The organism is Lysobacterales bacterium (genome assembly GCA_019634735.1).
Classification (GTDB): Bacteria; Pseudomonadota; Gammaproteobacteria; order Xanthomonadales; family UBA2363; genus Pseudofulvimonas.
Window position 1 is genome coordinate 79,445 of sequence record JAHCAT010000011.1, and the last position, 22,194, is coordinate 101,638.

The 22,194-nt window shown below is 72.0% G+C and carries 15 protein-coding genes; 10 read left to right on the top strand and 5 right to left on the bottom strand.

What is annotated here, in order from left to right; all coding sequences use genetic code 11:
- Positions 1 to 11 precede the first annotated feature (11 nt).
- Positions 12 to 926: a hypothetical protein gene (locus tag KF823_11440; GenBank protein ID MBX3726514.1), complete on the top strand. Its 915-nt coding sequence runs from the start codon at positions 12 to 14 to the stop codon at positions 924 to 926.
- Positions 927 to 1,145: 219 nt separating this feature from the next.
- On the opposite strand, the gene KF823_11445 is transcribed toward KF823_11440, so the two are convergent.
- The 3 genes from KF823_11445 to KF823_11455 all read right to left on the bottom strand — a co-directional run bounded on the left by KF823_11445 (position 1,146) and on the right by KF823_11455 (position 6,246).
- A complete protein-coding gene (locus KF823_11445) occupies positions 1,146 to 2,411 on the bottom strand; it encodes a hypothetical protein (protein ID MBX3726515.1) in 1,266 nt (421 codons plus the stop codon).
- Between the two features lie 402 nt (positions 2,412 to 2,813).
- The gene (locus tag KF823_11450) at positions 2,814 to 4,169 is read right to left on the bottom strand and encodes a dihydrolipoyllysine-residue acetyltransferase (GenBank protein ID MBX3726516.1); all 1,356 of its coding nucleotides are present in this window, start codon (positions 4,167 to 4,169) and stop codon (positions 2,814 to 2,816) included.
- A gap of 679 nt (positions 4,170 to 4,848) precedes the next feature.
- Positions 4,849 to 6,246, bottom strand: coding sequence for an SLC13/DASS family transporter (locus KF823_11455; protein MBX3726517.1), 1,398 nt, complete (start codon positions 6,244 to 6,246; stop codon positions 4,849 to 4,851).
- 96 nt (positions 6,247 to 6,342) lie between these two features.
- Here KF823_11455 and KF823_11460 point away from each other — a divergent pair, with 96 nt between their 5' ends.
- The 8 genes from KF823_11460 (at position 6,343) to KF823_11495 (ending at position 18,748) form a co-directional block, all read left to right on the top strand.
- Complete coding sequence (locus tag KF823_11460; GenBank protein ID MBX3726518.1) at positions 6,343 to 7,263, top strand: NAD-dependent epimerase/dehydratase family protein; 921 nt, start codon at positions 6,343 to 6,345, stop codon at positions 7,261 to 7,263.
- Between the two features lie 149 nt (positions 7,264 to 7,412).
- The gene (locus tag KF823_11465) at positions 7,413 to 9,554 is read left to right on the top strand and encodes an Ig-like domain-containing protein (protein MBX3726519.1); all 2,142 of its coding nucleotides are present in this window, start codon (positions 7,413 to 7,415) and stop codon (positions 9,552 to 9,554) included.
- A gap of 19 nt (positions 9,555 to 9,573) precedes the next feature.
- Positions 9,574 to 11,466, top strand: a complete 1,893-nt coding sequence (locus KF823_11470) for a DUF1302 domain-containing protein (protein ID MBX3726520.1) — start codon at positions 9,574 to 9,576, stop codon at positions 11,464 to 11,466.
- A gap of 10 nt (positions 11,467 to 11,476) precedes the next feature.
- On the top strand, positions 11,477 to 12,829 hold the full coding sequence (locus KF823_11475) for a DUF1329 domain-containing protein (GenBank protein MBX3726521.1): 1,353 nt from the start codon (positions 11,477 to 11,479) through the stop codon (positions 12,827 to 12,829).
- A gap of 178 nt (positions 12,830 to 13,007) precedes the next feature.
- Positions 13,008 to 14,102 carry a hypothetical protein gene (locus KF823_11480; GenBank protein ID MBX3726522.1) on the top strand — a complete coding sequence of 365 codons (1,095 nt, stop codon included), beginning with the start codon at positions 13,008 to 13,010 and terminating at the stop codon, positions 14,100 to 14,102.
- Positions 14,099 to 16,471 (top strand): RND family transporter, encoded by a 2,373-nt coding sequence (locus KF823_11485; GenBank protein MBX3726523.1) that lies wholly within the window; start codon positions 14,099 to 14,101, stop codon positions 16,469 to 16,471. Before KF823_11480 ends, KF823_11485 begins: the two co-directional genes overlap by 4 nt.
- A gap of 103 nt (positions 16,472 to 16,574) precedes the next feature.
- The gene (locus tag KF823_11490) at positions 16,575 to 18,047 is read left to right on the top strand and encodes a HAMP domain-containing protein (protein ID MBX3726524.1); all 1,473 of its coding nucleotides are present in this window, start codon (positions 16,575 to 16,577) and stop codon (positions 18,045 to 18,047) included.
- Positions 18,044 to 18,748, top strand: a complete 705-nt coding sequence (locus KF823_11495) for a response regulator (GenBank protein ID MBX3726525.1) — start codon at positions 18,044 to 18,046, stop codon at positions 18,746 to 18,748. Before KF823_11490 ends, KF823_11495 begins: the two co-directional genes overlap by 4 nt.
- A gap of 21 nt (positions 18,749 to 18,769) precedes the next feature.
- Here the strand turns inward: KF823_11495 and KF823_11500 are convergent, their stop codons facing one another.
- The gene (locus KF823_11500) at positions 18,770 to 19,771 is read right to left on the bottom strand and encodes a hypothetical protein (protein ID MBX3726526.1); all 1,002 of its coding nucleotides are present in this window, start codon (positions 19,769 to 19,771) and stop codon (positions 18,770 to 18,772) included.
- Complete coding sequence (locus KF823_11505) at positions 19,771 to 20,088, bottom strand: hypothetical protein (GenBank protein ID MBX3726527.1); 318 nt, start codon at positions 20,086 to 20,088, stop codon at positions 19,771 to 19,773. Before KF823_11505 ends, KF823_11500 begins: the two co-directional genes overlap by 1 nt.
- A 194-nt stretch (positions 20,089 to 20,282) precedes the next feature.
- On the opposite strand from KF823_11505, the gene mnmG reads away from it, so the two are divergent.
- Positions 20,283 to 22,169, top strand: coding sequence for a tRNA uridine-5-carboxymethylaminomethyl(34) synthesis enzyme MnmG (mnmG, locus tag KF823_11510; GenBank protein MBX3726528.1), 1,887 nt, complete (start codon positions 20,283 to 20,285; stop codon positions 22,167 to 22,169).
- Positions 22,170 to 22,194: the final 25 nt, after the last annotated feature.

The following is a 22,194-nucleotide window of genomic DNA, read 5'->3' on the forward strand; positions in this document are numbered from 1 at the left end:
CCCCGCCCCGCATGATCCCGTCCGACCGCCGCTCCGGCCCTGCCCGTGGAGCGCTGGCCAGCGTGCTGCTCCTGCTGGCCGCATCGACGCCCCTGGTTCCCCTCGCCGCTCCCGCGCAGGCTATCGACACGCGCGCCGCCGCCGAAGTGTTCGACCAGGCCCAGGCCCTGTGCACCGAGGACGCCGGCGTGCTGTGGGCGCGCATGCTGTGCGGTCCGCTGCTGCTGGTCGAGCCCGGCACCGGCGCCGCGGTCGGCAACCGGCCCGACCTGTCGGGTGTCCTGGCCGCAAAGCACGGGACTGCCGTGTTCGCCGGTCGCCTGCCGGACGACCTGCCGCGAGGCGAGCGCATCCTGGAATGGGACAACGTCCGATGGGCGCAGCTCGCCTGGCCGTTGCCCGCCGACCCGCTGGATCGCCGGCAACTGCTGGGTCGCGAACTCTGGCAGCGTCTGCGCAACGAACTGCGCTTGCCCGACCAGGCGGCGCCGGCCAGCCACCTCGACGACGATCCTGCCGCGCGCCGCCTGCTGCAGCGGGAATGGCGCGCGCTGGCCCGCGCGCTGGCGCATCGCGACCGGCCCGAGCGCCTGCACCGGGCGGTGCAGCAGGCCTGGTCCGCCCGCCAGGCCCGCCATGCCCGGATCGGACTGCTTGCCGCGGAGGCCGAGCGCGGCCAGGAACTGATCGAAGGTCTGGGCGAGTACACCGGGCTGCTGCTGTCCGGTCGCGAGGACCCGCACGCCTGGCTGGTGCGCGCGCTGCGGCGCCCGCCCGGCACACAGCCCCTGGCGACCGCATTCGCACATCGTTCGGGCCCGGCCTGGGCCCTGCTGCTGGATCACGCGGGCGTCGTCTGGCGTGTCCACGTCCGCCCCGATGCGGACCTGGCGGCGCAGGCCCACCAGGCGATCACCGCGCCCTGAGCCCCCGGGCAGGCCGCTCAGGAACAGTCGCCCGTTGCGGCCCCAAGGGCTGCGCGGCGTGGCACGCGGGGAGGCGGCTTCGCCGGAGGGCAGTCTGGGCCGGCACCGGATGGAGAATGCGCGGAGAGCGGCCATGATGGCCGCTTCTCGACAGTCGGGTCGGGCTGCGGGCGCCCCGTGTCCGGCGCGCACCTCGTCGAGGTTCGCGCCGGGCGTGGCTCAGTCCGGATCCGGCACGCAGACCAGGGCGGCGAAGCCGCTGCTGGGTCCGCTGCCCGGCACGCCGGTTCCGCCGACCTCGGTGAAGTTTCCGGCGATGCCGAGGCTGCCGTCCGGCAGACTCAGCGCCTTGTTGGGGTTGGCGTCGGCGCCGCCGGCCACCTCCTCCCATTCGCCGTCGCGCAGGCGGGCGACGCGGCGGATCGGCACGGCGGCGGTATCGGCGGTGTAGTTGCCGACCGCGTAGAGGGCAGGACCGCTGCCGTCGTCGTGGACCTCCAGGCTGCGCACCTCGTTGGGCATCGGGAAGCCGGCGCCGACCGCCGACAGCGTGGTGCCGTCCCAGCGAGCCACCGCGAACATCGGGCCGATGCCGATCGCGCGGTCGAAGCGGCCACCGATGTAGAGCGCCTCGCCGGTGCCGTCGTCGAAGGTCTTCAGCGCCAGGACCTGGGAGACCACGCTGGTGGCGCGGTCCAGGCCGGCGGCCAGGGGGAAGAAGTTCTCGCCGTCGAAGCCCATGACGTTCTTCGAGGTGGTCGTCGTGGTGCCCGCGCCATCGGGGACGGTGATGTTGTCGAAGCGGCCGCCGAAGTAGAGATCGCCCTGGAACACCTCCATGGCCAGGATCACCGGCGCCACGGTGCCGGTGAACTCCTCGCGCCAGACCTGCCAGTCGCTGCCGTCCCACAGCGCCAGCACCGGCTTCTGCGGCGGATCGACCGCGCCGCCGGCGCCGCCCAGGGCAAGCAGGCCGTTCCAGGCGGTGCCGGCCTGGCCGAACACCAGCGGCTGGGCGAAGGGCGAGCCCGGCAGGGTGGTGGTGGTCGTGCCGTCCCAGGCGACCACGCCGCGCGAACCGGGCAGTTCGACACCGCCGAAACGGATGCCGTTGAAGGCGCCGACCAGGTAGAGGCGTTCCGTGCCCGCGGTGGTGTACGGCACGAAGCTGGTCACGAAGCCGTCGACCAGTTCGGTGGTGGCCAGCGGCGACACCGTGCCGGTGCCCAGGTCGATGCGCGCGACGCCGCCCGGCACGCCGCCGAAGCTGCCGGCGCCGGACGCGCCGGCATACAGGTCGTTGCCCCAGCGGCCGATGGTGTTGAGCGAACCGCCCGGCGTTCCCAGCGTGGTGTCCCAGCCGCAGATCACCGCCGGTGGCGCCTCGAAGCCGTTGGCGAAGATCAGGTCGGGAAGACCGGCCTGGCTGGCCGCAAGGCTGCCGGCGAGGACCGCGCCGATGGCGAGGGTCAGTGACTTTCTCATGCTCGATTCCTCAACGATGGCGTGCCCCCGTCGCTTCCGCCGGACCGCCCGGATCGGCGGGGGCCTGCCAGCCCGGCAGGGGCATCGTGCCGGGCCGGCGGTGCGCGCGTCGCGCGAATGCGATGAGCGGAGCGGCTGCACGGTCGGAACGCCAGGACGTGCGCGATCGCGTGGAGCAGCATTCGATGCTGCGTCTTCGCGGCACGGCCGTTGCGCTGCCGCACGCTACCGCCAACGTTGCAGATCGGCTTCCCGGTTGCGGCCAGGGTGGGTGCGCGGCGAGGCGGGTGCGCAGACAGACGGTCTTCCGGAGGCCGGTCCGGGCCGGCAGCGGGCGAGCAACCTGGAGAACGACCGGTCAGTCGTTCTCCGACGGACCGGCGGAGATGGACCGGTTCCTGCCTACAGAAGCAGCCGGCGCAGGTCGCCCAGGGTGCGGGCCAGGAAGCTGGTGAAGCGGGCGGCGTCGGCGCCGTCGATGACGCGGTGGTCGTAGGACAGCGACAGCGGCAGCATCAGTCGCGGCTCGAAGGCCTTGCCGTCCCAGACCGGCCGGGTCGACGAGCGCGACACACCGAGGATCGCCACTTCGGGGGCATTGATGATCGGCGTGAACGCGGTGCCGCCGATGCCGCCCAGGGAGCTGATCGAGAAACAGCCGCCTGCCATGTCGCCGGGGCCGAGCTTGCGGTCGCGGGCCTTGGCGGAGATCGCCGCCAGCTCGCGGCTGAGCTCGACCAGGCCCTTGCCGTCGCAGTCGCGCAGCACCGGCACGACCAGGCCGTCGGGCGTGTCGACGGCGATGCCGACATGGAAGTAGTCCTTCAGGACCAGGTTCTCGCCGCTGGCGTCGAGGGAGGCGTTGAAGCGCGGGAAGGCCTTGAGGGCCGCGACCACCGCCTTGATCAGGAACACCAGGGGCGTGATCTTGACGTCCTTGTGCTCACCGGCCAGTTCCTTGCGGAACGCCTCCATCTGGGTGATGTCGGCCTCGTCGAACTGGGTGACGTGCGGGATCATCGCCCAGTTGCGCGCCAGGTTGGCGCCGGAGATCTTCTTGATCCGCGACAGCGGCTCGCTGCGCACCGGGCCGTACTTGCCGAAGTCGACCTTGGGCCAGGGCAGCAGGTCGAGGCCGCCGCCACCGCCGCCACTGCGGGCGCCCCCGCCGGCCAGCGCCTGCTTGACGAAGGCCTGGACATCTTCGCGGGTGATCCGGCCGGCGCGAGCGCTGCCGGTCACCCGGCCGAGGTCGACGCCCAGCTCGCGCGCGAACGCGCGCACCGCCGGCGAGGCGTGCGGCACCTTGCCAGGCGCCACGGCCTCGGCGCCGAAGGCCACCGGAGGCGAGGCCGGCGTGCCGGCGGAGGGCGCAGGCGTGGTCGCGGCGTCCGATGCTGCGGCCCGGGCCGGCGCCGGTGCCGGTGGCGGGGCGTCGGCGGCGGCTGCAGGCGCGGCGGTGGGCGCCTTCGCCGGCGCGGCTGTGGAGGCCGCCTTGCCGTCGTCGCCACCGGCCTCGGCCAGCTCGATCATCGCCACCACCGCACCTTCGCCGATCCGGTCGCCGACCTTGATCTTCAACTCGCGCACGGTGCCCGCGAAGGGCGCCGGCACCTCCATGGTGGCCTTGTCGGACTCCAGCGTCGCCAGGCCCTGGTCCTTGACGACCTTGTCGCCGACCGCAACCAGCAGCTCGATCACCGGCACGTCGGTGAAGTCGCCGATGTCCGGGACCTTCGCTTCCTTGATCTGCGCCATGACCTGTCCTGCTGCCTGCGGGTGCGGGCCGCCATTGTGCAGGCACCGCCCCTCCGCGGCCAACCGGCTGGGAATACGGGGTGTCCCGCCACCGGTAGGACCGAGGCGGGGCCGCTGGCAGCCTGAGGTTGCGTCGATCGCTTCACGATGCCGCGCAAACCTGGCTGGTCACCCGGTACGCGCCCCGTTCGCCAGGGCGAGGGGCCGGGCGGGAGACCCTTCGGTTCGCCGTGCTGCCCAGGCGATCCCCGGAACTGGATCGGACGCTCGATGGCACGGGCGCCTTGCAGGCCAACATGCTCACCGAATGAGGAATGCTGGAGGTGCAGTTGCAAGCACGGGGCGTCCCTATCTTCCCACTCCCGCAGCTGCCGATGCTTCGGCTCGAGGCGGACAGGATGTCCGCCTCATGCAGCAGCAGTGGTGTGGCGAACGGACGCCCCCTCACGCGACGGCACCGCACTTCACCCCTCCCCCTCATGCGACGGCACCGCACTTCACCCCTCCCCCTCATGCGACGGCACCGCACTTCTCTCCTACCCCTCATGCGGCGGCACCGCACTTCTCCCCTCCCCCGCCGTGCGGGGGAGGGGCGGGGGAGAGGGCCGGCGCTTGCCATGATGTCGCGCCGGGGTGCGGCGGCGGGTGGCTGGGTAGGTGGCCGGCGCCGGGGCCGCGCTCAGTGCAGGATCAGCCAGCTCAGCGCGATGATCACCGTCAGGCCGATGGCGTTCAGCGCCGCGCCCTCGCGCAGCATGTCGCGCGAGGTCACCAGCCCGGAGCCATAGGCGACGGCGTTCGGGGCGGTGGCCACCGGCAGCATGAACGCGCAGCTCGCGGTCATCGCCGCCGGCAGCATCAGCAGGGCGGGGTCGACCTCCATGGCGACCGCGGCGGCGGCCAGGATCGGCATCACCAGCACAGCGCTGGCGGTGTTGCTGGCGATCTCCGAGAGCAGGGTCATTGCCAGGCAGACCGCGACCAGCAGCAGCCACGGCGGAACGCCTTGCAACCCGGACAGCTCGCCGGCGATCGCCGCGCTGAGCCCGGAGCGTTCGAAGGCGGTGGCCAGGGCGATGCCGCCGCCGAACAGGATCAGCGCGCCCCAGGGGATCGCCGCCGCCTGTTCCCAGCGCAGCAGCCGCCCGCCGCGGCCGTCGGGCAGGGCGCACATCGCCAGCACCGCCAGCAGGGCGACCGAGGCATCGTTGGCCTGCACCAGCCCCAGCCATTCGCGCCAGCCACCGAACGGCTCGGTGCGGGTCACCCAGGCCAGGGCGGTGATCGCGAACACCACCAGGACCCGGCGCTCGCCGGGACTCCAGCCGCCCAGCACCGGCAGCGGCGCCGCCGGCGTGCCGGCCAGGCGCCGGCCCAGCCACAGCGCCGCCAGGGGAATGAACACCATCACCACCGGCACGCCGACGCGCATCCAGTCCAGGAAGCTGTAGGCGCTGCCGGTGGCCTGCTCATAGGTGCGCATGAACACCAGGTTGGGCGGCGTACCGATCGGTGTGCCCATTCCGCCGATCGACGCCGCGTAGGCGATGCCCAGGATCAGCGGCAGGCGCAGGCGCGGATCCGGATAGCGCTCCAGCGCCGCCAGCGCCACCGGGATCATCATCAGGGTCGTGGCGGTGTTGGAGATCCACATGCTGCACACCGCGGTGGCCGCCATGAAGCCCAGCAGCAGACGGCCGCCGCTGTCGCCGCCGAACAGGCGGACCATGCCGAACGCCAGGCGCCGGTGCGCGCCCTGCGCCTCCAGGGCCTTGCTCAGCATGAAGCCGCCCATCAGCAGCAGGATCAGGTCGTTGCCGTAGGCCTGGGCGACCTCGACCGGGGTCAGTACGCCGAGCAGGGGCAGCAGGGCGATCGGCGCCAGCGCGGTGACCGGCGCCGGCACCGGTTCGCCGATCCACCAGCCCGCGCACAGCACGGTCATCGCCACGGTGATCGCCATCGCCGCCGGCATGCCGGCGCGGTGCAGCAGCGCACCGACGACCACGGCCACCAGGGGAATCAGCCAGAGCAGGTGCGGCCGCAGGCCGCCGCCAGGCGCCGGTGCGACCGTCATCGGCCGGCGCCGCCGGCCGGATCGACGCCGGTCCGACCGACGCCGGGGCGGGGACGGGCGAAGGATCGACGCGAAGGCGGGCTACGCTTGGCGGGCATGGACGAACCTTCGCCGCAACCCGCCCTCGCTGTCCAGCCCGCCCGCGGACCGGTGCTGGTGCTGGGCGGCAGCGGCCTGGTCGGTGCCCACCTGGTCCGACAGCTCGCTGCCGCCGGGGTGCCGGTGCACGCCACCACCCGGGCGTCGGCGCCGCCGCCGGCGCTGGCGAACCTTGCCCATTGGCATTGCGGCCCGGCCTTCTCGCTGGAGACGGGGGAGGGTCCCTGGCCCGACCTGCCGATGCTGGCCAGCGCCGGACCCCTTGCGGCGCTGCCGGGCTGGCTGCGCCGTGTCGCACCCTCGAACCTGCAACGTCTGGTCGCCCTGGGTTCGACCAGCGAGGCCGGCAAGCGCGACTCGCCGGACCCGGCCGAACGCGCCCTGGCCGCCCGGCTGCACGCCGCCCAGGAGGACCTGGCAACGACCTGCGACCCGCGCCACATCGCCTGGACCGTGCTGCGTCCCACCCTGATCTGGGGCGATGGTCGCGACCGCAACCTGTCCAGACTGGCTGCGCTGGCCCGCCGCCTGCCCTGCCTGCCGGTGCCGACCGGTGCCCGGGGCGGGCGCCAACCCATCCACGCCCGGCAGGTGGCGACGGCGGTGGCCGCCGCCATGGCAACGGATCACGCCGCTGGTCGCGCCCTCGACCTGCCCGGTGCCGAGACGATGCCGTACCACGAGATGGCCCGCCGGGTGGCTGCGGCCGTGGCGCCGCCGGGGCGCGTCTGCGCGCTGCCCGGCCTGGTCTGGACGGCCCGGGTCGCCGCCGCGTTCGGCCTGGCCGGGCGCGACCTGGCCGCCGTCCTGGCCCGCTGCCGGCAGGACCTGGTGTTCGACCGCGCCCCCGCGCGCGCACTGCTGGGTCTGAGGGACGAGCCGTTCAGGCCGACGGCGGAGGACTTTCCCGGCGCCTGAATGGTGCGGCGCAACATCCTGATCGACCGACGGTTTTACGAATTCTTTGCATTGCCAAGGACGCCGCCGGCTGCCTATGATACGGCGGCGTATTGAGGGGTTCCTCCCTCGAATTGACGTAACGAATCGCGCCAGGGAGTCCAGACATCATGCGCATCACGCGTTCCATTTCCGCCGGCCTGCTGGCGCTGAGCCTGGTCGCCTGCGGCGGCGGCAGCAACAGCCCGCGCGCCGTGCCGGCACCGGCGGCCACCAACAACAACGGTTCGCCGGTCACCGGCGTGATCACCGCCCGCTTCGATCCCGGCGCCGGCGTGCTGCCCTTCCCCAGCAACCTGCTGCTCTCGGGCACCACCGACCTGACCCTGAATCCGCCGGTCGCCAACCCGAACAACTTCGCCGACCCGGCCGTCGCGCTCAGCGCGCTGGACGGCTTCAGCACCGTGGCGCCCTGGTCGATGAGCTGGTCGGTGCGCCCGAATCCGGCGACCCTGGTCGCCGGCCAGAGCGTGCGCCTGTTCGAGGTCACCCTGACCGGGCCCGGCGGCGGCGTCACCGGCGTGGTGCGCGAACTGGCGCCGCAGGAGTTCGTGGTCGCGCTGTCGCCCACCGACACCACCGGCCGCACCCTGGCGATCGTGCCGACCGTGCCGCTCAAGCAGGTCACCAGCTACATGGCGGTGATCACCAACGGCGTCACCGACGCCAACGGCAACGACGCCACGCCGGACCAGACCTACTTCCTGGCCAAGCGCACCACCCCGGTGTGCAATGGCGCCCAGGTGCTCGACCCGCTGATCCCGCCGACCAGCTGCCCCTCGCTGGAGGGCCTGCGCCAGCTGGTCAACAGCCAGGAGGCGGCGGCCGCCTCGCGCGGCATCCCGCGCGATCGCATCGTGCTGAGCTTCGTGGGCACCACCCAGAGCATCACGCCGGTGCTGCAGGCGGTGAAGAGCACCGTGCAGCCGCGCGCCCACCAGCTCGCACCGACCGGCCTGACCACCGCCAACGTCGGCCTGCCGCTGCCGCCGGTCGCCGACCTCTGGATCGGCTTCATCGAGCTGCCCTACTACCTGGAGGCGCCCGAGGCCGGCAACCCGCAGACCAATACCCGCGTGCTGACCGGCTTCTGGCAGGCCAACCCCGGCGCCTACGTGCCGCCGTTCAACGGGCTCGGCCTGAACCCGACCTCGACCAACCTCACCTTCGCCAACCCGTTCCCGCGGGTGAAGTCCAGCCAGCGCGTGCCGGTGCTGGTGACCGTGCCGAACGCCAACTCCGGTCGCAGCAAGCCGGCCGCCGGCTGGCCGGTGGTGATCTTCCAGCACGGCATTCGCGGCAACCGCAGCCAGGCGCTGCCGCTGGCGGCGACCCTGGCCGCCCAGGGCTTCGTCACGGTCGCCATCGACCTGCCCCTGCACGGCCTGCCACCGAGCTCGCCGCTGGCGATCGGCAACAGCCCGTTCGGCGCCGTGGCGCGCGAGCGCACCTTCGATGTCGACCTGCTGCCCAACGACGGCAGTCCCTGTCCCGGCGGCGCGCCGGTCTGTCCGGATGGCCAGGTCGACGCCTCCGGCACCCACTTCGTCAACCTCGGCAGCCTGCTGACCTCGCGCGACAACCTGCGTCAGGGCGAGGTCGACCTGCTGTCGCTGGCCGCGACCATCCCGCAGTTCAACCTCGACGGCGCTGCCGGCGCCGACACCGACGGCTCGCGCATCGCCTTCGCCGGCCTGTCGCTGGGCGGCATCGTCGGCACCCCGTTCCTGGCCCTGTCGGACACCGTCAGTACCGGCTTCCTGTCGGTGCCGGGCGGTGGCATCGCCCGCCTGCTCGAGGGTTCGCAGACCTTCGGCCCCAGCATCCGCGCCGGCCTGGCCGCGGCGGGTGTGCAGCCGGGCACCCCCAACTTCGACCAGTTCCTGCTGATCACCCAGACCGTCATCGACTCCGGCGACCCGATCAATTGGGGCTTCGTCACCGCCACCAACCGCGTGCTGCTGCACCAGGTGGCCGGCGACACCGTGGTGCCGAACGCCGTGCCGGGCGCGCCGCTGTCGGGTACCGAGCCGATGATCCGCGTGCTGGGCCTGGCGCCGATCACCGCCACCACCCAGAACGCCGCCGGCATTCGCGGCGCGGTGCGCTTCAACGCGGGTGACCATGGATCGTTGTTGAATCCAGCGGCGTCGATGGCGGTCACCGCCGAGATGCAGGGCCAGGCGGCCAGTTTCATCGCCAGCAACGGCACCGCCGTGCTGGTCCAGAACACCAGCGTCATCCAGCAGTGACCGGCAGGAGCCCGATTCCATGAACATGCGCACTTCCCTGAGCACCGCCATCGCCCTGGCGCTGGCCGGCGCTGCCACCGGCGCCGCGGCCCTGGACTTCACCAGCGGCGAATGGTCCGGCTCGCTGGACACCACGGTCAGTTACGGCGTCTCGGTTCGCGCCGAGAACCCCAACGACAACACCGTCGGCAAGGCCAATCTCAACCCGCTGTTCCCGCTGCTCGGCCTCACCAATCCGCAGCAGCGCGCCGCGCCCGGCCGCTGGTCGGTGAACGGCGACGACGCCAACCTGAAGTGGGACAAGGGCGATGTCGTCTCCAACACCGCCAAGATCACCTCGGAATTCGCGCTCAACTGGCGCAACTTCGGCGCCTTCCTGCGCGGCACGGCGTTCTACGACTGGGAATACGAGGGCCGCAACGACATCTCCCGCTATGCGCGGGACAAGGTCGGCCGCGATGCCAAGATCCTCGACGCCTTCGTGTTCTGGAACTTCGGCGAGTCGGGCGGCCTGAACGGCTCGCTGCGCCTGGGCCAGCAGGTGGTGAGCTGGGGCGAGAACACCTTCATCCAGAACGGCATCAACGTCATCAATCCGGTCGACGTCTCGCGCCTGCGCGTCGCCGGTGCCGAGCTGAAGGAAGCCTTCCTGCCGGTCAACATGGTGTTCGCCTCGGTCAACGTGACCCAGAACCTCGCGTTCGAGGGCATGTACCTGCTCGAGTTCGAGCAGACCGAGCCGGAGCCGGTCGGCACCTTCTTCTCGACCAACGACTTCGCCACCCTGGGCGGCACCTACGCGATGCTGAACTTCGGCACGGTGCCGCAGCCGGTGCTCAACCCCGACCTGTTCTGGGACGTGTGCTACGGCAACCGGCCGAGCGACATCCCGGCGCTCAACCAGCCGGTGCCGGCCGGCCCTGGCGGCGCGCTGATTCCGCTGTACCGGGTGTCCTGCCAGGCCGCCCTGCCGCGTGGCCGCGACCGCTATCCGCGCGATCGCGGCGACTGGGGCCTGGCGATGCGCTACTTCGCCGAGAACCTCAACAGCACCGAGTTCGGCCTGTACTACATGAACTACGCCAGCCGCCTGCCGCTGATCTCGGGCAACGCGGTGACCAATTCCAACCCCAACAGCGGCCGGGTGTTCGTCGAGTATCCCGACGACATCAAGATGGTCGGCCTGAGCGCCAACACCCTGCTGCCCTGGGGCGTCGCCTTCCAGGGCGAGGTCAGCCACAAGACCAACGTGCCGCTGCAGATCGACGACGTCGAGGTGCTGTTCGCCGGCCTGTCGCCACTGAACGCGCTGATCCCGCAGCCGGGCCTGCGCTTCCGCAGCCAGCTCGGCGAGTTCGCGCCGGGCGCCGAGATCCAGGGTTGGGAGCGCCACAAGGTCTGGCAGGGCCAGTTCACCCTGACCAAGGTGTTCGGGCCGGGCAACTGGCTGGCCGCCGACCAGGTCTCCATCGTCATCGAGGTCGGCGGCACCAAGGTCCGCGACCTGCCCGACCCCAGCGTGCTGCGCTACCAGGGCGACGGCACCGACACCGGCGGCGGCCCGGACGTGACCAGCGGCGCGCTGCGCAACCCGATCACCCAGGTCGGCGGCTTCCCCACCGAGTTCTCCTGGGGCTATCGCCTGGCCATGCGCGCCGACTACAGCAATGCCTTCGGCACGCCGTTCCTGGTCTCGCCGCGCCTTGCCTTCAACCACGACGTCAACGGCACCACCCCGGGCCCGGGCGGAAACTTCGTCGAGGACCGCAAGTCCTACACCCTGGGCGTCGAGGCGAACTACCTGCAGCGCTGGGCGGTCGACCTGAGCTACACGCGCTTCTTCGGTGCCGGCATGTTCAATACCCTCGCCGATCGCGATTTCTACTCGATCTCCGCACGCTACTCGTTCTGAGGACCAGACCATGGCAATCCGACACACCCTTCTGACGAGCGCGCTGGCGGCGGCCCTGGTGGCCCTGCCCGGCATCGCCGCGGTGCCGCAGTCCGAGGCCGACCGCCTGGGCCGCGACCTGACCCCGATGGGCGGCGAGATGGCCGGCAACGGCGGCGCCATCCCGGCCTGGGAGGGCGGCGTGCGCAGCGCGCCGTCCGGCTACAGCTTCGGCGAGTTCCATCCGGACCCGTTCGCCAGCGACCAGATCCAGTTCACCATCACCCGCGCCAACCTGGCCGACCATGCCGAGCAGCTCAGCGTCGGCCAGCGCGCCATGTTCGAGCGCTACGAGACGTTCCGGATGAACGTCTACCCGACCCGGCGCAGCGCGGCCTTCCCCGAGCGCATCTACGAGATGACCCGGCGCAACGCCACCACCGCCCGCCTGGTCAGCAACGGCGACGGCGTCGCCGACGCCGCCGAGGGCGTGCCGTTCCCGATCCCGGCGAACGGCAACGAGGTGATCTGGAACCACAAGCTGAAGTTCAAGGGCGTGTCGTCGATGCGCTACAACAACCAGGCGCCGGTCACCTCCGGCGGCAGCTACAACCTGGTGCGCCTGCGCGAGGATTTCTATGCGCCCTACTTCATCGAGGGCCGCACGATCGCCGACATCAACAACATCCTGCTGTACTTCTACCAGTCGGTGGAATCGCCGCCGCGACTGGCCGGCCAGCTGCTGCTGGTGCACGAGACGCTGAACCAGGCCGAGTCGCCGCGCCGCGCGTGGGTGTACAACCCGGGCCAGCGCCGCGTCCGCCTGGCGCCCAACGTCGCCTACGACAACCCCGGCACCGCCTCCGACAACCTGCGCACCAACGACATGACCGACATGTTCAACGGTGCCCTGGACCGCTTCGACTGGGAGCTGGTCGGCAAGCGCGAGATGTACGTGCCCTACAACAGCTACAAGGCGCATTCCGCGCCGATCGGCGACCTGATCCGCCCCGGCCACATCAACCCGGACATGCTGCGCTACGAGCTGCACCGGGTGTGGGTGGTGGAGGCGCGCCTGAAGGCCGGTTCCCGCCACATCAACAGCCGGCGCACCTTCTATGTCGATGAGGACAGCTGGCAGATCCTGGTCATCGACCACTACGACGGCGAGGGCAACATCTGGCGCTACTCCGAGGCGCCCTCGATCAGCTACTACGAGATGCCGCTGTTCTGGTCGACCCTGGAGAACCACCACGACCTGAAGAACGGCCGCTACCTGGCCTCGGGCCTGGACAACACCGAGGGTCGCACCATCGACTACCGGATCCAGTTCTCCGCCGACCAGTTCTCGCCGCAGAACCTGCGCCAGCGCGGCGTGCGCTGACCGCCGCGACGCAGCAGGGCAACACCGACCGGCCGCCCCAGAGCGGCCGGTCGCGCATCGGGAGCCTGGAAGACGCCCGGCCGCGACATGGCCGGCCTTGCGGGAATCTGGTCAAATCCGGGCAAGGCCGTTCCGCCGGTCCGCCCAGACGCGTCAGCCAAGGAGGCAAGGCCAAGCCATGACCGCAACCCTATCCGCCAGGTCCGCCCTGCTGGCGCTGCTGCTGGCAGCGCCAGCCACGTGGGCCGCCTGGCCCGACACCGCCACCTCGACCTCCGAGATCCTGCCGCGCGCGGCCAACGCGCTGCTGCTGGACGGCCTGCGCATGGACGACGGCCGCCTGCTGGTGGTCGGCGAACGCGGCCACGTGCTGCTCTCCGACGACCTCGGCGCCACCTGGAGTCAGGCGGCCACGCCGACCCGCGCCACCCTCACCGCGGTCGCCGGCCACGGCACGCGGCTGGTCGCCGGCGGCCATGACGGCGTGCTGCTGCACTCCGCGGACGGCGGCGCCACCTGGGCGCGGGTCCGGGAAATGCCCTGGGATCCGGCCAGCGACGATCCCACCAGCGGCGCGCCGGTGCTGGACATCCTGTTCCTGGACGCCGACCGCGTGCTGGCGATCGGCGCCTACAGCCTGCTGCTGGAGAGCAACGACGGCGGCGCGACCTGGCAGCAGCACGAATTGCAGGCGCATGGACAGCCGGGCGCTGCCGACGAGCCCGCGGAAACCGCCGATGACGCCGACGGCATCGACGATGGCGGCGACCCGCTGCTGTTCGACGAATCGGAGCTGATGCTCGATGCCGAGGAGGACCCCCATCTCAACGCCATTGCCCGCCTCGACTCCGGGCGCCTGTTCATCGTCGCCGAGCGCGGTGCCGGTTTCGTTTCGGACGACGACGGCGCGACCTGGCGACGCACCAGCCTGCCCTACGACGGCTCCATGTTCGGCCTGCTGCCGCTCGACCAGGCCCGGGTACTGGCCTTCGGCCTGCGCGGCAATGCCCTGATCAGCGAGGACGAGGGCGACACCTGGACGCCGGTGGAGACCGGCACCGACCTGAGCCTGTTCGGCGGCGCGCGCCGCGGCGGCGGTATCGTCCTGGTCGGCGCCAACGGCCTGCTGCTCGAGGGCGACGCCGGCGCCCGCGGCTTCCGCGCCACCACCCTGGCCGAGGCCGGCGTACTGGCCGCGGTCATCGACCTGGGCGCCGACGGCGTCCTGCTGCTGGGCGAATACGGGCAGGTCCGCCACGGAGGTCAGCCATGAAGCGCGCATTGGAAAACCTGGTGTTCGGCGCCAGGCCGGTGATCCTGGTGCTGTTCGCCCTGGTCACGGTGGTGATGCTCTGGGCGGCCAGCCAGCTGCGCGTCGACGCCGGGTTCAAGAAGCAGATCCCGCTCGAACACGAGTACATGCAGACCTTCCTGGACTACGAGCGCGAGTTCGGCGGCGCAAACCGCGTCCTGGTCGCGCTGATGGCCCGGGACGGCGACATCTTCAATCAGGAGTACATGGCGGCCCTGGAGCGGCTCACCTCCGACGTGATGGCGCTCGACGAGTCCGACGACGCCCGCGTGCGCTCGCTGTTCACGCCCAACGTGCGCTTCGTCGAGGTGGTCGAGGACGGCTTCGCCGGCGGCAATGTCATCCCGCAGTCGTTCACGCCCAACCTGGAGGGTTACGTCGCCGACCATGGCGAGTTCGAGACCATCCGCGGCAACATCGTCAAGGCCGGCATCGTCGGCCGCCTGGTGGCGCGCGACTTCGGCGGCACCATGGTCTGGGCCGACCTGATCCCCGAAGACGCCGGCACCGGCCTGGACTACCAGGCGCTGGCCTCGCGCCTGGAGGACCTGCGCGGCGTCTACGAGGACGACCGCCATACCCTGCACATCATCGGCTTCGCCAAGATCGTCGGCGACGTCAGCGACGGCGCCAAGTCGGTGGTCGCCTTCTTCGGCATCGCGATCCTGATCACCCTGCTCTTGCTTTACGTCTATTGCCGTTCGCTGACCCTGTCGGCGCTGGTCATCACCTGCGGCCTGGTCGCGGTCGTCTGGCAGCTCGGCGCCCTGCGCCTGCTCGGCTTCGGCATCGACCCGATGAACATCCTGACGCCGTTCCTGGTGTTCGCGATCGCGGTCAGCCATGGCGTGCAGATGATCAGCCGCTGGCTCAACCAGCGCCTGGACGGCGAGGATCCGGAGACCGCCGCGCGCGGCACCTTCCAACGCCTGCTGGTGCCGGGGATCATCGCCCTGGCTTCGGACTGCATCGGCTTCGTCACCATCTTGTTCATCAACATCCGGATCATCCAGGAGCTGGCGATCACCGCCAGCCTGGGCGTCGCCCTGATCATCCTGACCAACCTGGTGCTGCTGCCGGTGCTGCTGTCCTACGTGCGCCGCGCCAGCCGCGCGCTGGCCGGCCGTCGCGAGGGCATGGACGGCGTCTGGCGCGGCCTGTCGCGCAGCACCGGCCGCGGTCCGGCGCTGGCGGTGATCGTCGTCGCCCTGGCGCTCGGTGCCGGCGGCTGGTGGATCGGCCAGGGCATGCAGATCGGGGATTCCGAGGCTGGCGTGCCCGAGCTGCGCCCGGAGTCCCGCTACAACCAGGACGCCGCGCTGATCGCCGAGCGCTTCGCCCTGGGCATCGACTCGATCTACGTGATCGCCGAGGCCGCGCCGGACTCCTGCACGGCCAGCTACCCGGTGATGGAGACCATCGACCGCTTCGCCTGGCACATGGCCAACGTCGAAGGCGTGCAGCAAGTGATGTCGTTGCCGCAGGCGGCGACCATGGTCAATGCCGGCTGGAACGAGGGCAACATCCGCTGGCGCGCGCTGCCGCGCGGCAGCGACCAGCTGCGCGTCGCCACCCAGGGCTTCGAGACCGACTCCGGTCTGCTCAACAGCGACTGCAGCGCGATCCCGGTGATGCTGTTCCTCACCGACCACAAGGCGACCACCATCAACCGCGTGGTCGAGGCAGTGAAGCAGTTCCGCGCCGACAACGACGCCTACCGCGAGGGCTTCCGCGAGGCCCAGGCGCAGGCCCTGGCCGACGGCGAAGCGGGCGTGGGCGACCGCATCAACCTGCGCCTGGCGACCGGCAACGCCGGCGTCATGGCGGCCACCAACGAGACCGTGCAGGCGGCGCAATGGCCGATGTTGATGTGGGTCTACGCGGCGGTGATCCTGCTGTGCCTGCTCACCTATCGCTCGCTGTCGGCGACCATCGCCATCGTCGTGCCGCTGGCCGTGGTGTCGATGCTGTCGAACGCGGTGATGGCCAAGCTCGGCATCGGCCTGAAGGTCAACACCCTGCCGGTGGCGGCGCTGGGCGTCGGTATCGGCGTCGACTACGCGATCTACCTGTACTCGCGCATGCAGGAGGACCTGCGTGCCGGTGTCGGCATGACCGAGGCCTACTTCCGCGCCCTGCGCACCACCGGCGCTGCCGTGCTGTTCACCGCGGTGACCCTGTCGGTGGGCGTCGGCACCTGGATCTTCTCGGCGCTCAAGTTCCAGGCCGACATGGGCATCCTGCTCAGCTTCATGTTCCTGGCCAACATGCTGGGCGCGATCCTGGTGATGCCGGCCCTGCTGCGCTGGCTGCGGCCGCGCGCGCTCTGAGCGTCGTGCGCCCCGACCGGCGACCCCGGTCGGGGCGGCCCCGGCAATCCCTGCCGGTCGCCCTCCATCAAGCGTCCATGGTCCGGCCCGATACTGTGCCGGCATGAGCATGTACGCCAAACTGGCCCTGTCGATGGTGGCCGCCGGCACCCTCGCCCTGCTGGCGCTCGCACTGGCGTTGGACTGGCGCCTGGGCCGCGGCTTCATCGCCTACATCAACGACGCCGATGCCGAGCGCCTGGTGCCGCTGGCCGCCGCCGCCGCCGAGGTGCATCGCCGCGACGGCGGCTGGGCGGGCTTGCGTGCGCAGCCCGAGCGCGTCGCCTGGCGCGCCCTGCACGCGCGCGTCCGTGCACTCGAGGACGACTCCTCGACGCAGGCATTGCCAACGCCACCGGCCCATGCCGCACGGGCGCCCCGGCAGCGGCCGCCTGCGCCACGTCACGGTCGGGAGCCACCGCCACCCTGGACGCCGTTCTGGGCGCGGGTCGCGATCCACGACAGCGAGGGCCAGCCGGTGCTGGGTCGCCACGCGCTCGCCGCCACCCATCGCCGCCTGCCGGTCGAGGTCGACGGCGTCCAGGTCGGCTGGGTCGGCCTGGTCGAACTGCGTCATGCCAGCGGCCGCCTGGGCCAGGCCTTCCTGGCCGACCAGCGTCGCGGCCTGGTGGTTGCCGCACTGGTGATGCTGGTCGCGCTGGCGCTGGCGGCGATGGCCCTGGCGCGGGTCTGGACCGGGCCCGTGCGTCGCATCGGCAGCGTTGCCCGGCGTCTCGCCGATGGCGATCTCGGGGCACGGGTCGGGCCGGCCGGCCGCGACGAGATCGGCGCCCTGGCGCGCGACGTCGACCAGCTCGGCCAGTCGCTGGCGGCGGCCGATGCGGCACGCCGCCGCTGGATGGCCGATACCGCGCACGAACTGCGCACGCCGCTGGCGGTGCTCAAGGGCGAACTCGAGGCCCTGCTCGACGGCGTGCGGCCGCTTGACCGCGACGCGGTCGCCTCCCTGCACGCCGAGGCCACCCACCTGGGCGCCCTCATCAACGAGCTGCGCGAGCTGGCCCTGGCCGACCTCGGCGCGCTCGACTACCGGATGGCCGACCTGGCCTTCGACGCGCTGGTGGACGAGTGCCTGTCGGCCAACGCCGGCCGACTGGCGCAGCACGGACTGACAGTGGGCTGGACGCGCCCCGCGCGGCCCGTGCAGGTGCACGGCGATGCCCGACGCCTGCGGCAGCTGGTCGAGAACCTGCTGGAGAACAGCCTGCGCTACACCGATCGTGGCGGCCGCATCGCCGTGACCCTGACGGCAGGGCCGGACGGCCTGCACCTGGACTGGCAGGACAGCGCCCCGGGCGTGCCCCCTGCGATGCTCGGACAGCTGTTCGAGCCGTTCGTGCGCGGCGACCCGGCGCGCGCCCGCGACGAGGCCGGCGCCGGTCGCGGCTCCGGCCTGGGCCTGGCCATCGTGCGCCGCATCGTGCAGGCGCACGGCGGCACGATCGCCGCGTCGCCCTCGGCACTGGGCGGCCTGGCCCTGCGCATCGACCTGCCGATCACGGGAGAGGCGGCATGAGCACGACGCAAGAGACCGCCACCATCCTGGTCGTCGAGGACGAACCCAAGCTCGCCCGCCTGCTGGCCGACTACCTGCGCGCCGCCGCCTTCGAGCCGGTCATCGTCGAGCGCGGCGACCAGGCGCTGGCCGCCGTCGCCGAACACCGGCCGGCCCTGATGCTGCTGGACCTCAACCTGCCCGGCATGGACGGCATCGAGGTCTGCCGCGCACTGCGCCGCCAGTCCGACCTGCCGGTGGTGATGGTCACGGCGCGGGTCGAGGAGATCGACCGCCTGCTGGGCCTGGAGCTGGGCGCCGACGATTACATCTGCAAGCCGTTCAGCCCGCGCGAGGTGATCGCCCGCGTCAAGGCGGTGTTGCGTCGTCTCGACGCCCGCCGCGGCGGCCCGGGCCAGGAGGCGGTGGTCGAGATCGACGCCGAATCGCGCCGGGTGGTGGTCGGCGGTCGGCCGGTGACGCTGACCGCGGTCGAGTTCGGCCTGCTCAGTGCCCTGGCCGAACGGCCCGGCCGGGTGTTCAGCCGCGCCGAACTGCTCGACCGCATCTACGACGACTGGCGCGATGTCTCCGACCGCGCCGTCGACTCCCACGTCAAGAACCTGCGCCGCAAGCTCGACGACGCCCTGCCGGGCCGCACGCTGATCCACAGCGTCTACGGGGTCGGCTACCGCTACGAGCCGGAGCCGGCGGCCGGCTGAACCGCCGGCGCCGGCGCGCGATCAGCGCAGCGTGCGGATCAGCACCTGCTGGTTGCTGACGGAGGTCGGCAGGGAGCCATGGTTGCAGGCGCGCAGCACCGCCTGGCCGGCGGTGACCGCCCGGTGGCCGACCACCACCAGGTTCACCGGGATCGATGCGTTGGCGCCCCAGGAAAAGATCACCAGGTCGCCCGGTTGCGACCCGTTGACCCCGACATTCAGGTCGGCACATGCGCCGGCCCCCAGCGAAAAGCTGACCGTGCCGGTTGCGTTGCCGCCGGCCAGCTTGGCCAGTGTCACGCTGCCGTTGCCCAGGGCACTCGTGCCGACAGCACCATTGCCCAGTTTGGCCGAAGTAACCGCGCCGTCGGCAATGCGCGCCGAGTTGACCGCCGCGGCGGCGATCTTGGCCGTGGTCACCGCAGCATCGGCGATGCGGTCCGTCGCGACAGCACCGGTCGCGATCTTCGCGGTGGTCACCGAGCTGCTGCCCAGCTTGGCGCTGGTCACCGCCAGGTCGCCGATGCGCGTGCTGGTGACCGCGCCGACGGCAATGTTGGCCGTGGTCACGGCGCCATTGGCGATCACCGGGTTCGGGTAGCTGCCGGCGAGGTCGCCGCCGGCCGGACCGGCGATGCTGCCAGACAGCGCGAACTGCGCCACCGGCACCGCGCCCACCGCCTGGCGCGGCAGCAGCGCCTGGCCGTTCACGGTCACCTGCAGCCAGCGCTGCTCGCCGGTGAAGGCGCCCGGGAAGGCCAGCGCCACGGTGAACACGCCGTCCGCCACCGGAAAGCCGGGCTCGAGCAGGGTCGGGCCGACCTGGTTGCCGGCCACGGCCGCGTCGAACAGCGCGAATTCGAAGTCGAAGCTGCCGTTGGCCGGGGCGCCGTTCTGGGTCAGCCGGCCCTGGTAGCTGAAATCGGGAAGCTGGGGGTCCGCAAACGCGGGCCGGGGCCAGGCGAGCAGGGCGGCCAGCGCCGCCATGAGCAGGACGGGATGAAGCGGGCAGGCACGGGACATCACAGGCACTCCTGGAAACCATCGATGAACAGGGCATCGCCGGGCAGGCCGGCGAGCGCCGGCCAGAGGCCGGCCGCCACCGCGAAGCCACCGCCGCTGGCGGGCGCGACCGGCTCCTGGCCGAGCGTCGCGGTGACCGACAGGCAACCGCCCGCCGACGTGCTTCGCGCGCCGCCGCCGGCGACCACCGCCTGGTCGATGGCCAGGCCGCCCGCCTGGCCGGCGCTGGTCAGGGCGCAGACCAGGGTGCAGGCGAGCCACCGCATGCGACCGCCGGCCGGCAGGCCGGGATTCCTGAGTGGCGGGGCAGGGGTCATGGCCGGCGTCTCCTGGGTTGGCCTTGTGGCGGGGGCAGGGCTTTGCTTGCTGTCAGACCGGTAAACGACGCAGGGAATGGATAGCGAACACCGGCAGGAGGCGATGTCCGTGCCGGGAGGTTCCCTCGCGCCTGCGCCCGATCAGGCGAGAAGGAGCCGGTCCGGCCCGCACCACCGGTCCTACAATGCCGGCCATGGACCTGTCCCAACCCTTCGACGTGATCGTCGTCGGCGGCGGCCACGCCGGCACCGAGGCGGCGCTGGCGGCGGCCCGCGCCGGCGCCCGCACCCTGCTGCTCACCCACAGCCTCGACACCATCGGGGCGATGAGCTGCAACCCGGCGATCGGCGGCATCGGCAAGGGCCACCTGGTGCGCGAGATCGACGCCCTCGGCGGGGTGATGGCGCGCGCCGCCGATGCCGCCGGCATCCAGTGGCGGCGCCTGAACGCCTCCAAGGGCCCGGCGGTGCGCGCCACCCGCTGCCAGGCCGACCGCGCCCTGTACCGCGCCTTCATCCAGCGCACCGTCGCCGCACAGCCGGGCCTGGCCTTGTTCCAGCAGGGCGTCGACGACCTGCTGCTGGAGGCCGGCCGCATCGCCGGCGTGCGCACCGCCACCGGCCTGGACATCCACGCGCGCACGGTGGTGCTGACCACCGGCACCTTCCTGGCCGGCCGCATCCATGTTGGCGAAGCCAGCCAGGCCGGCGGCCGCGCCGGCGAGCCGCCGGCCACCACCCTGGCCGCGCGCCTGCGCGAGCTGGCCCTGCCGGCAGGGCGCCTGAAGACCGGCACGCCGCCGCGCATCGACGCCCGCAGCATCGACTTCTCGCGGCTGGCCGAGCAGCCCGGCGACGACCCGCGCCCGGTGTTCTCCTTCCTGGGCAGCACCGCCGACCATCCGCGCCAGGTGAGCTGCTGGATCACCCACACCCACGCCGCCAGCCACGAGATCATCCGCGCCGCCCTGCACCGCTCGCCGATGTACAGCGGCGCCATCGAGGGCAGCGGCCCGCGCTACTGCCCGTCGATCGAGGACAAGGTGGTGCGCTTCGCCGAGCGCGACAGCCACCAGGTGTTCCTGGAGCCTGAAGGCCTGGACAGCAGCGAGGTCTATCCCAACGGCATCTCCACCTCGCTGCCGTTCGACGTGCAGCTGGCCCTGGTGCGCTCGCTGCCCGGCTGCGAGGCCGCCCACCTGACCCGGCCCGGCTACGCCATCGAGTACGACTACTTCGACCCGCGCGCCCTGCACGCCTCGCTGGAGACGCGCGCCATCGCCGGTCTGTACTTCGCCGGCCAGATCAACGGCACCACCGGCTACGAGGAGGCCGCCGCGCAAGGCCTGCTGGCCGGCGTCAACGCCGCGCGCGCCGCGCACGGGCAGACGCCGTGGACGCCGCGCCGCGACCAGGCCTATCTGGGCGTGCTGGTCGACGACCTCACCGGCAACGGCACCCTGGAGCCCTACCGCATGTTCACCTCGCGCGCCGAGTACCGGCTGCACCTGCGCGAGGACAACGCCGACCTGCGCCTGACCGAAGCCGGCCGCGAACTGGGCCTGGTCGACGACGCGCGCTGGACCGCGTTCGCCCGCAAGCGCGACGCCATCGACGCCGAACACGCCCGCCTGGGCGCGCTGTGGGCGGCGCCCGGCAACGCCCTGGCCGCCGCCGTCGAGCGCGACCTGGGCATCGCGGTCAGCCGCGAGACCTCGATGCTCGACCTGCTGCGCCGCCCGGAACTCGACTACACCAGCCTGCTGGCCGTGCGCGACCTGCAGCCTGGCGCCGACGACCCACAGGTCGCCGAGCAGGTGCAGGTGCGCGCCAAGTACGCCGGCTACCTGGAGCGCCAGCAGCTCGAGGTCGAGCGCGCGCGCCGCCACGAGGCCACCGCCATCCCGCCCGCCTTCGACTACGCCGTCGTCGCCGGCCTCGGCGCCGAGGAGCGCCAGAAGCTGGAAGCCGCCCGCCCCGACACCCTCGGCCAGGCCGGCCGCATCGCCGGCGTCACCCCCGCGGCGATCTCGCTGCTGCTGGTGCACCTGCGGCGGCAGGGCGGCAGCCGGGCGGCATGAGGAAACGCGGGGTCGGCGCGGCACG

Excerpts from the sequence above, each read along its gene's own strand:
- KF823_11485 (MBX3726523.1), top strand. The coding sequence starts at position 14,099 with ATGAAGCGCGCATTGGAAAACCTGGTGTTCGGCGCCAGGCCGGTGATC.
- KF823_11445 (MBX3726515.1), bottom strand. The coding sequence starts at position 2,411 with ATGAGAAAGTCACTGACCCTCGCCATCGGCGCGGTCCTCGCCGGCAGC.
- KF823_11480 (MBX3726522.1), top strand. The coding sequence starts at position 13,008 with ATGACCGCAACCCTATCCGCCAGGTCCGCCCTGCTGGCGCTGCTGCTG.
- KF823_11460 (MBX3726518.1), top strand. The coding sequence starts at position 6,343 with ATGGACGAACCTTCGCCGCAACCCGCCCTCGCTGTCCAGCCCGCCCGC.
- KF823_11500 (MBX3726526.1), bottom strand. The coding sequence starts at position 19,771 with ATGTCCCGTGCCTGCCCGCTTCATCCCGTCCTGCTCATGGCGGCGCTG.
- KF823_11470 (MBX3726520.1), top strand. The coding sequence starts at position 9,574 with ATGAACATGCGCACTTCCCTGAGCACCGCCATCGCCCTGGCGCTGGCC.
- KF823_11505 (MBX3726527.1), bottom strand. The coding sequence starts at position 20,088 with ATGACCCCTGCCCCGCCACTCAGGAATCCCGGCCTGCCGGCCGGCGGT.
- KF823_11490 (MBX3726524.1), top strand. The coding sequence starts at position 16,575 with ATGAGCATGTACGCCAAACTGGCCCTGTCGATGGTGGCCGCCGGCACC.
- KF823_11495 (MBX3726525.1), top strand. The coding sequence starts at position 18,044 with ATGAGCACGACGCAAGAGACCGCCACCATCCTGGTCGTCGAGGACGAA.
- KF823_11465 (MBX3726519.1), top strand. The coding sequence starts at position 7,413 with ATGCGCATCACGCGTTCCATTTCCGCCGGCCTGCTGGCGCTGAGCCTG.
- KF823_11475 (MBX3726521.1), top strand. The coding sequence starts at position 11,477 with ATGGCAATCCGACACACCCTTCTGACGAGCGCGCTGGCGGCGGCCCTG.
- KF823_11455 (MBX3726517.1), bottom strand. The coding sequence starts at position 6,246 with ATGACGGTCGCACCGGCGCCTGGCGGCGGCCTGCGGCCGCACCTGCTC.
- KF823_11440 (MBX3726514.1), top strand. The coding sequence starts at position 12 with ATGATCCCGTCCGACCGCCGCTCCGGCCCTGCCCGTGGAGCGCTGGCC.
- KF823_11450 (MBX3726516.1), bottom strand. The coding sequence starts at position 4,169 with ATGGCGCAGATCAAGGAAGCGAAGGTCCCGGACATCGGCGACTTCACC.
- mnmG (MBX3726528.1), top strand. The coding sequence starts at position 20,283 with ATGGACCTGTCCCAACCCTTCGACGTGATCGTCGTCGGCGGCGGCCAC.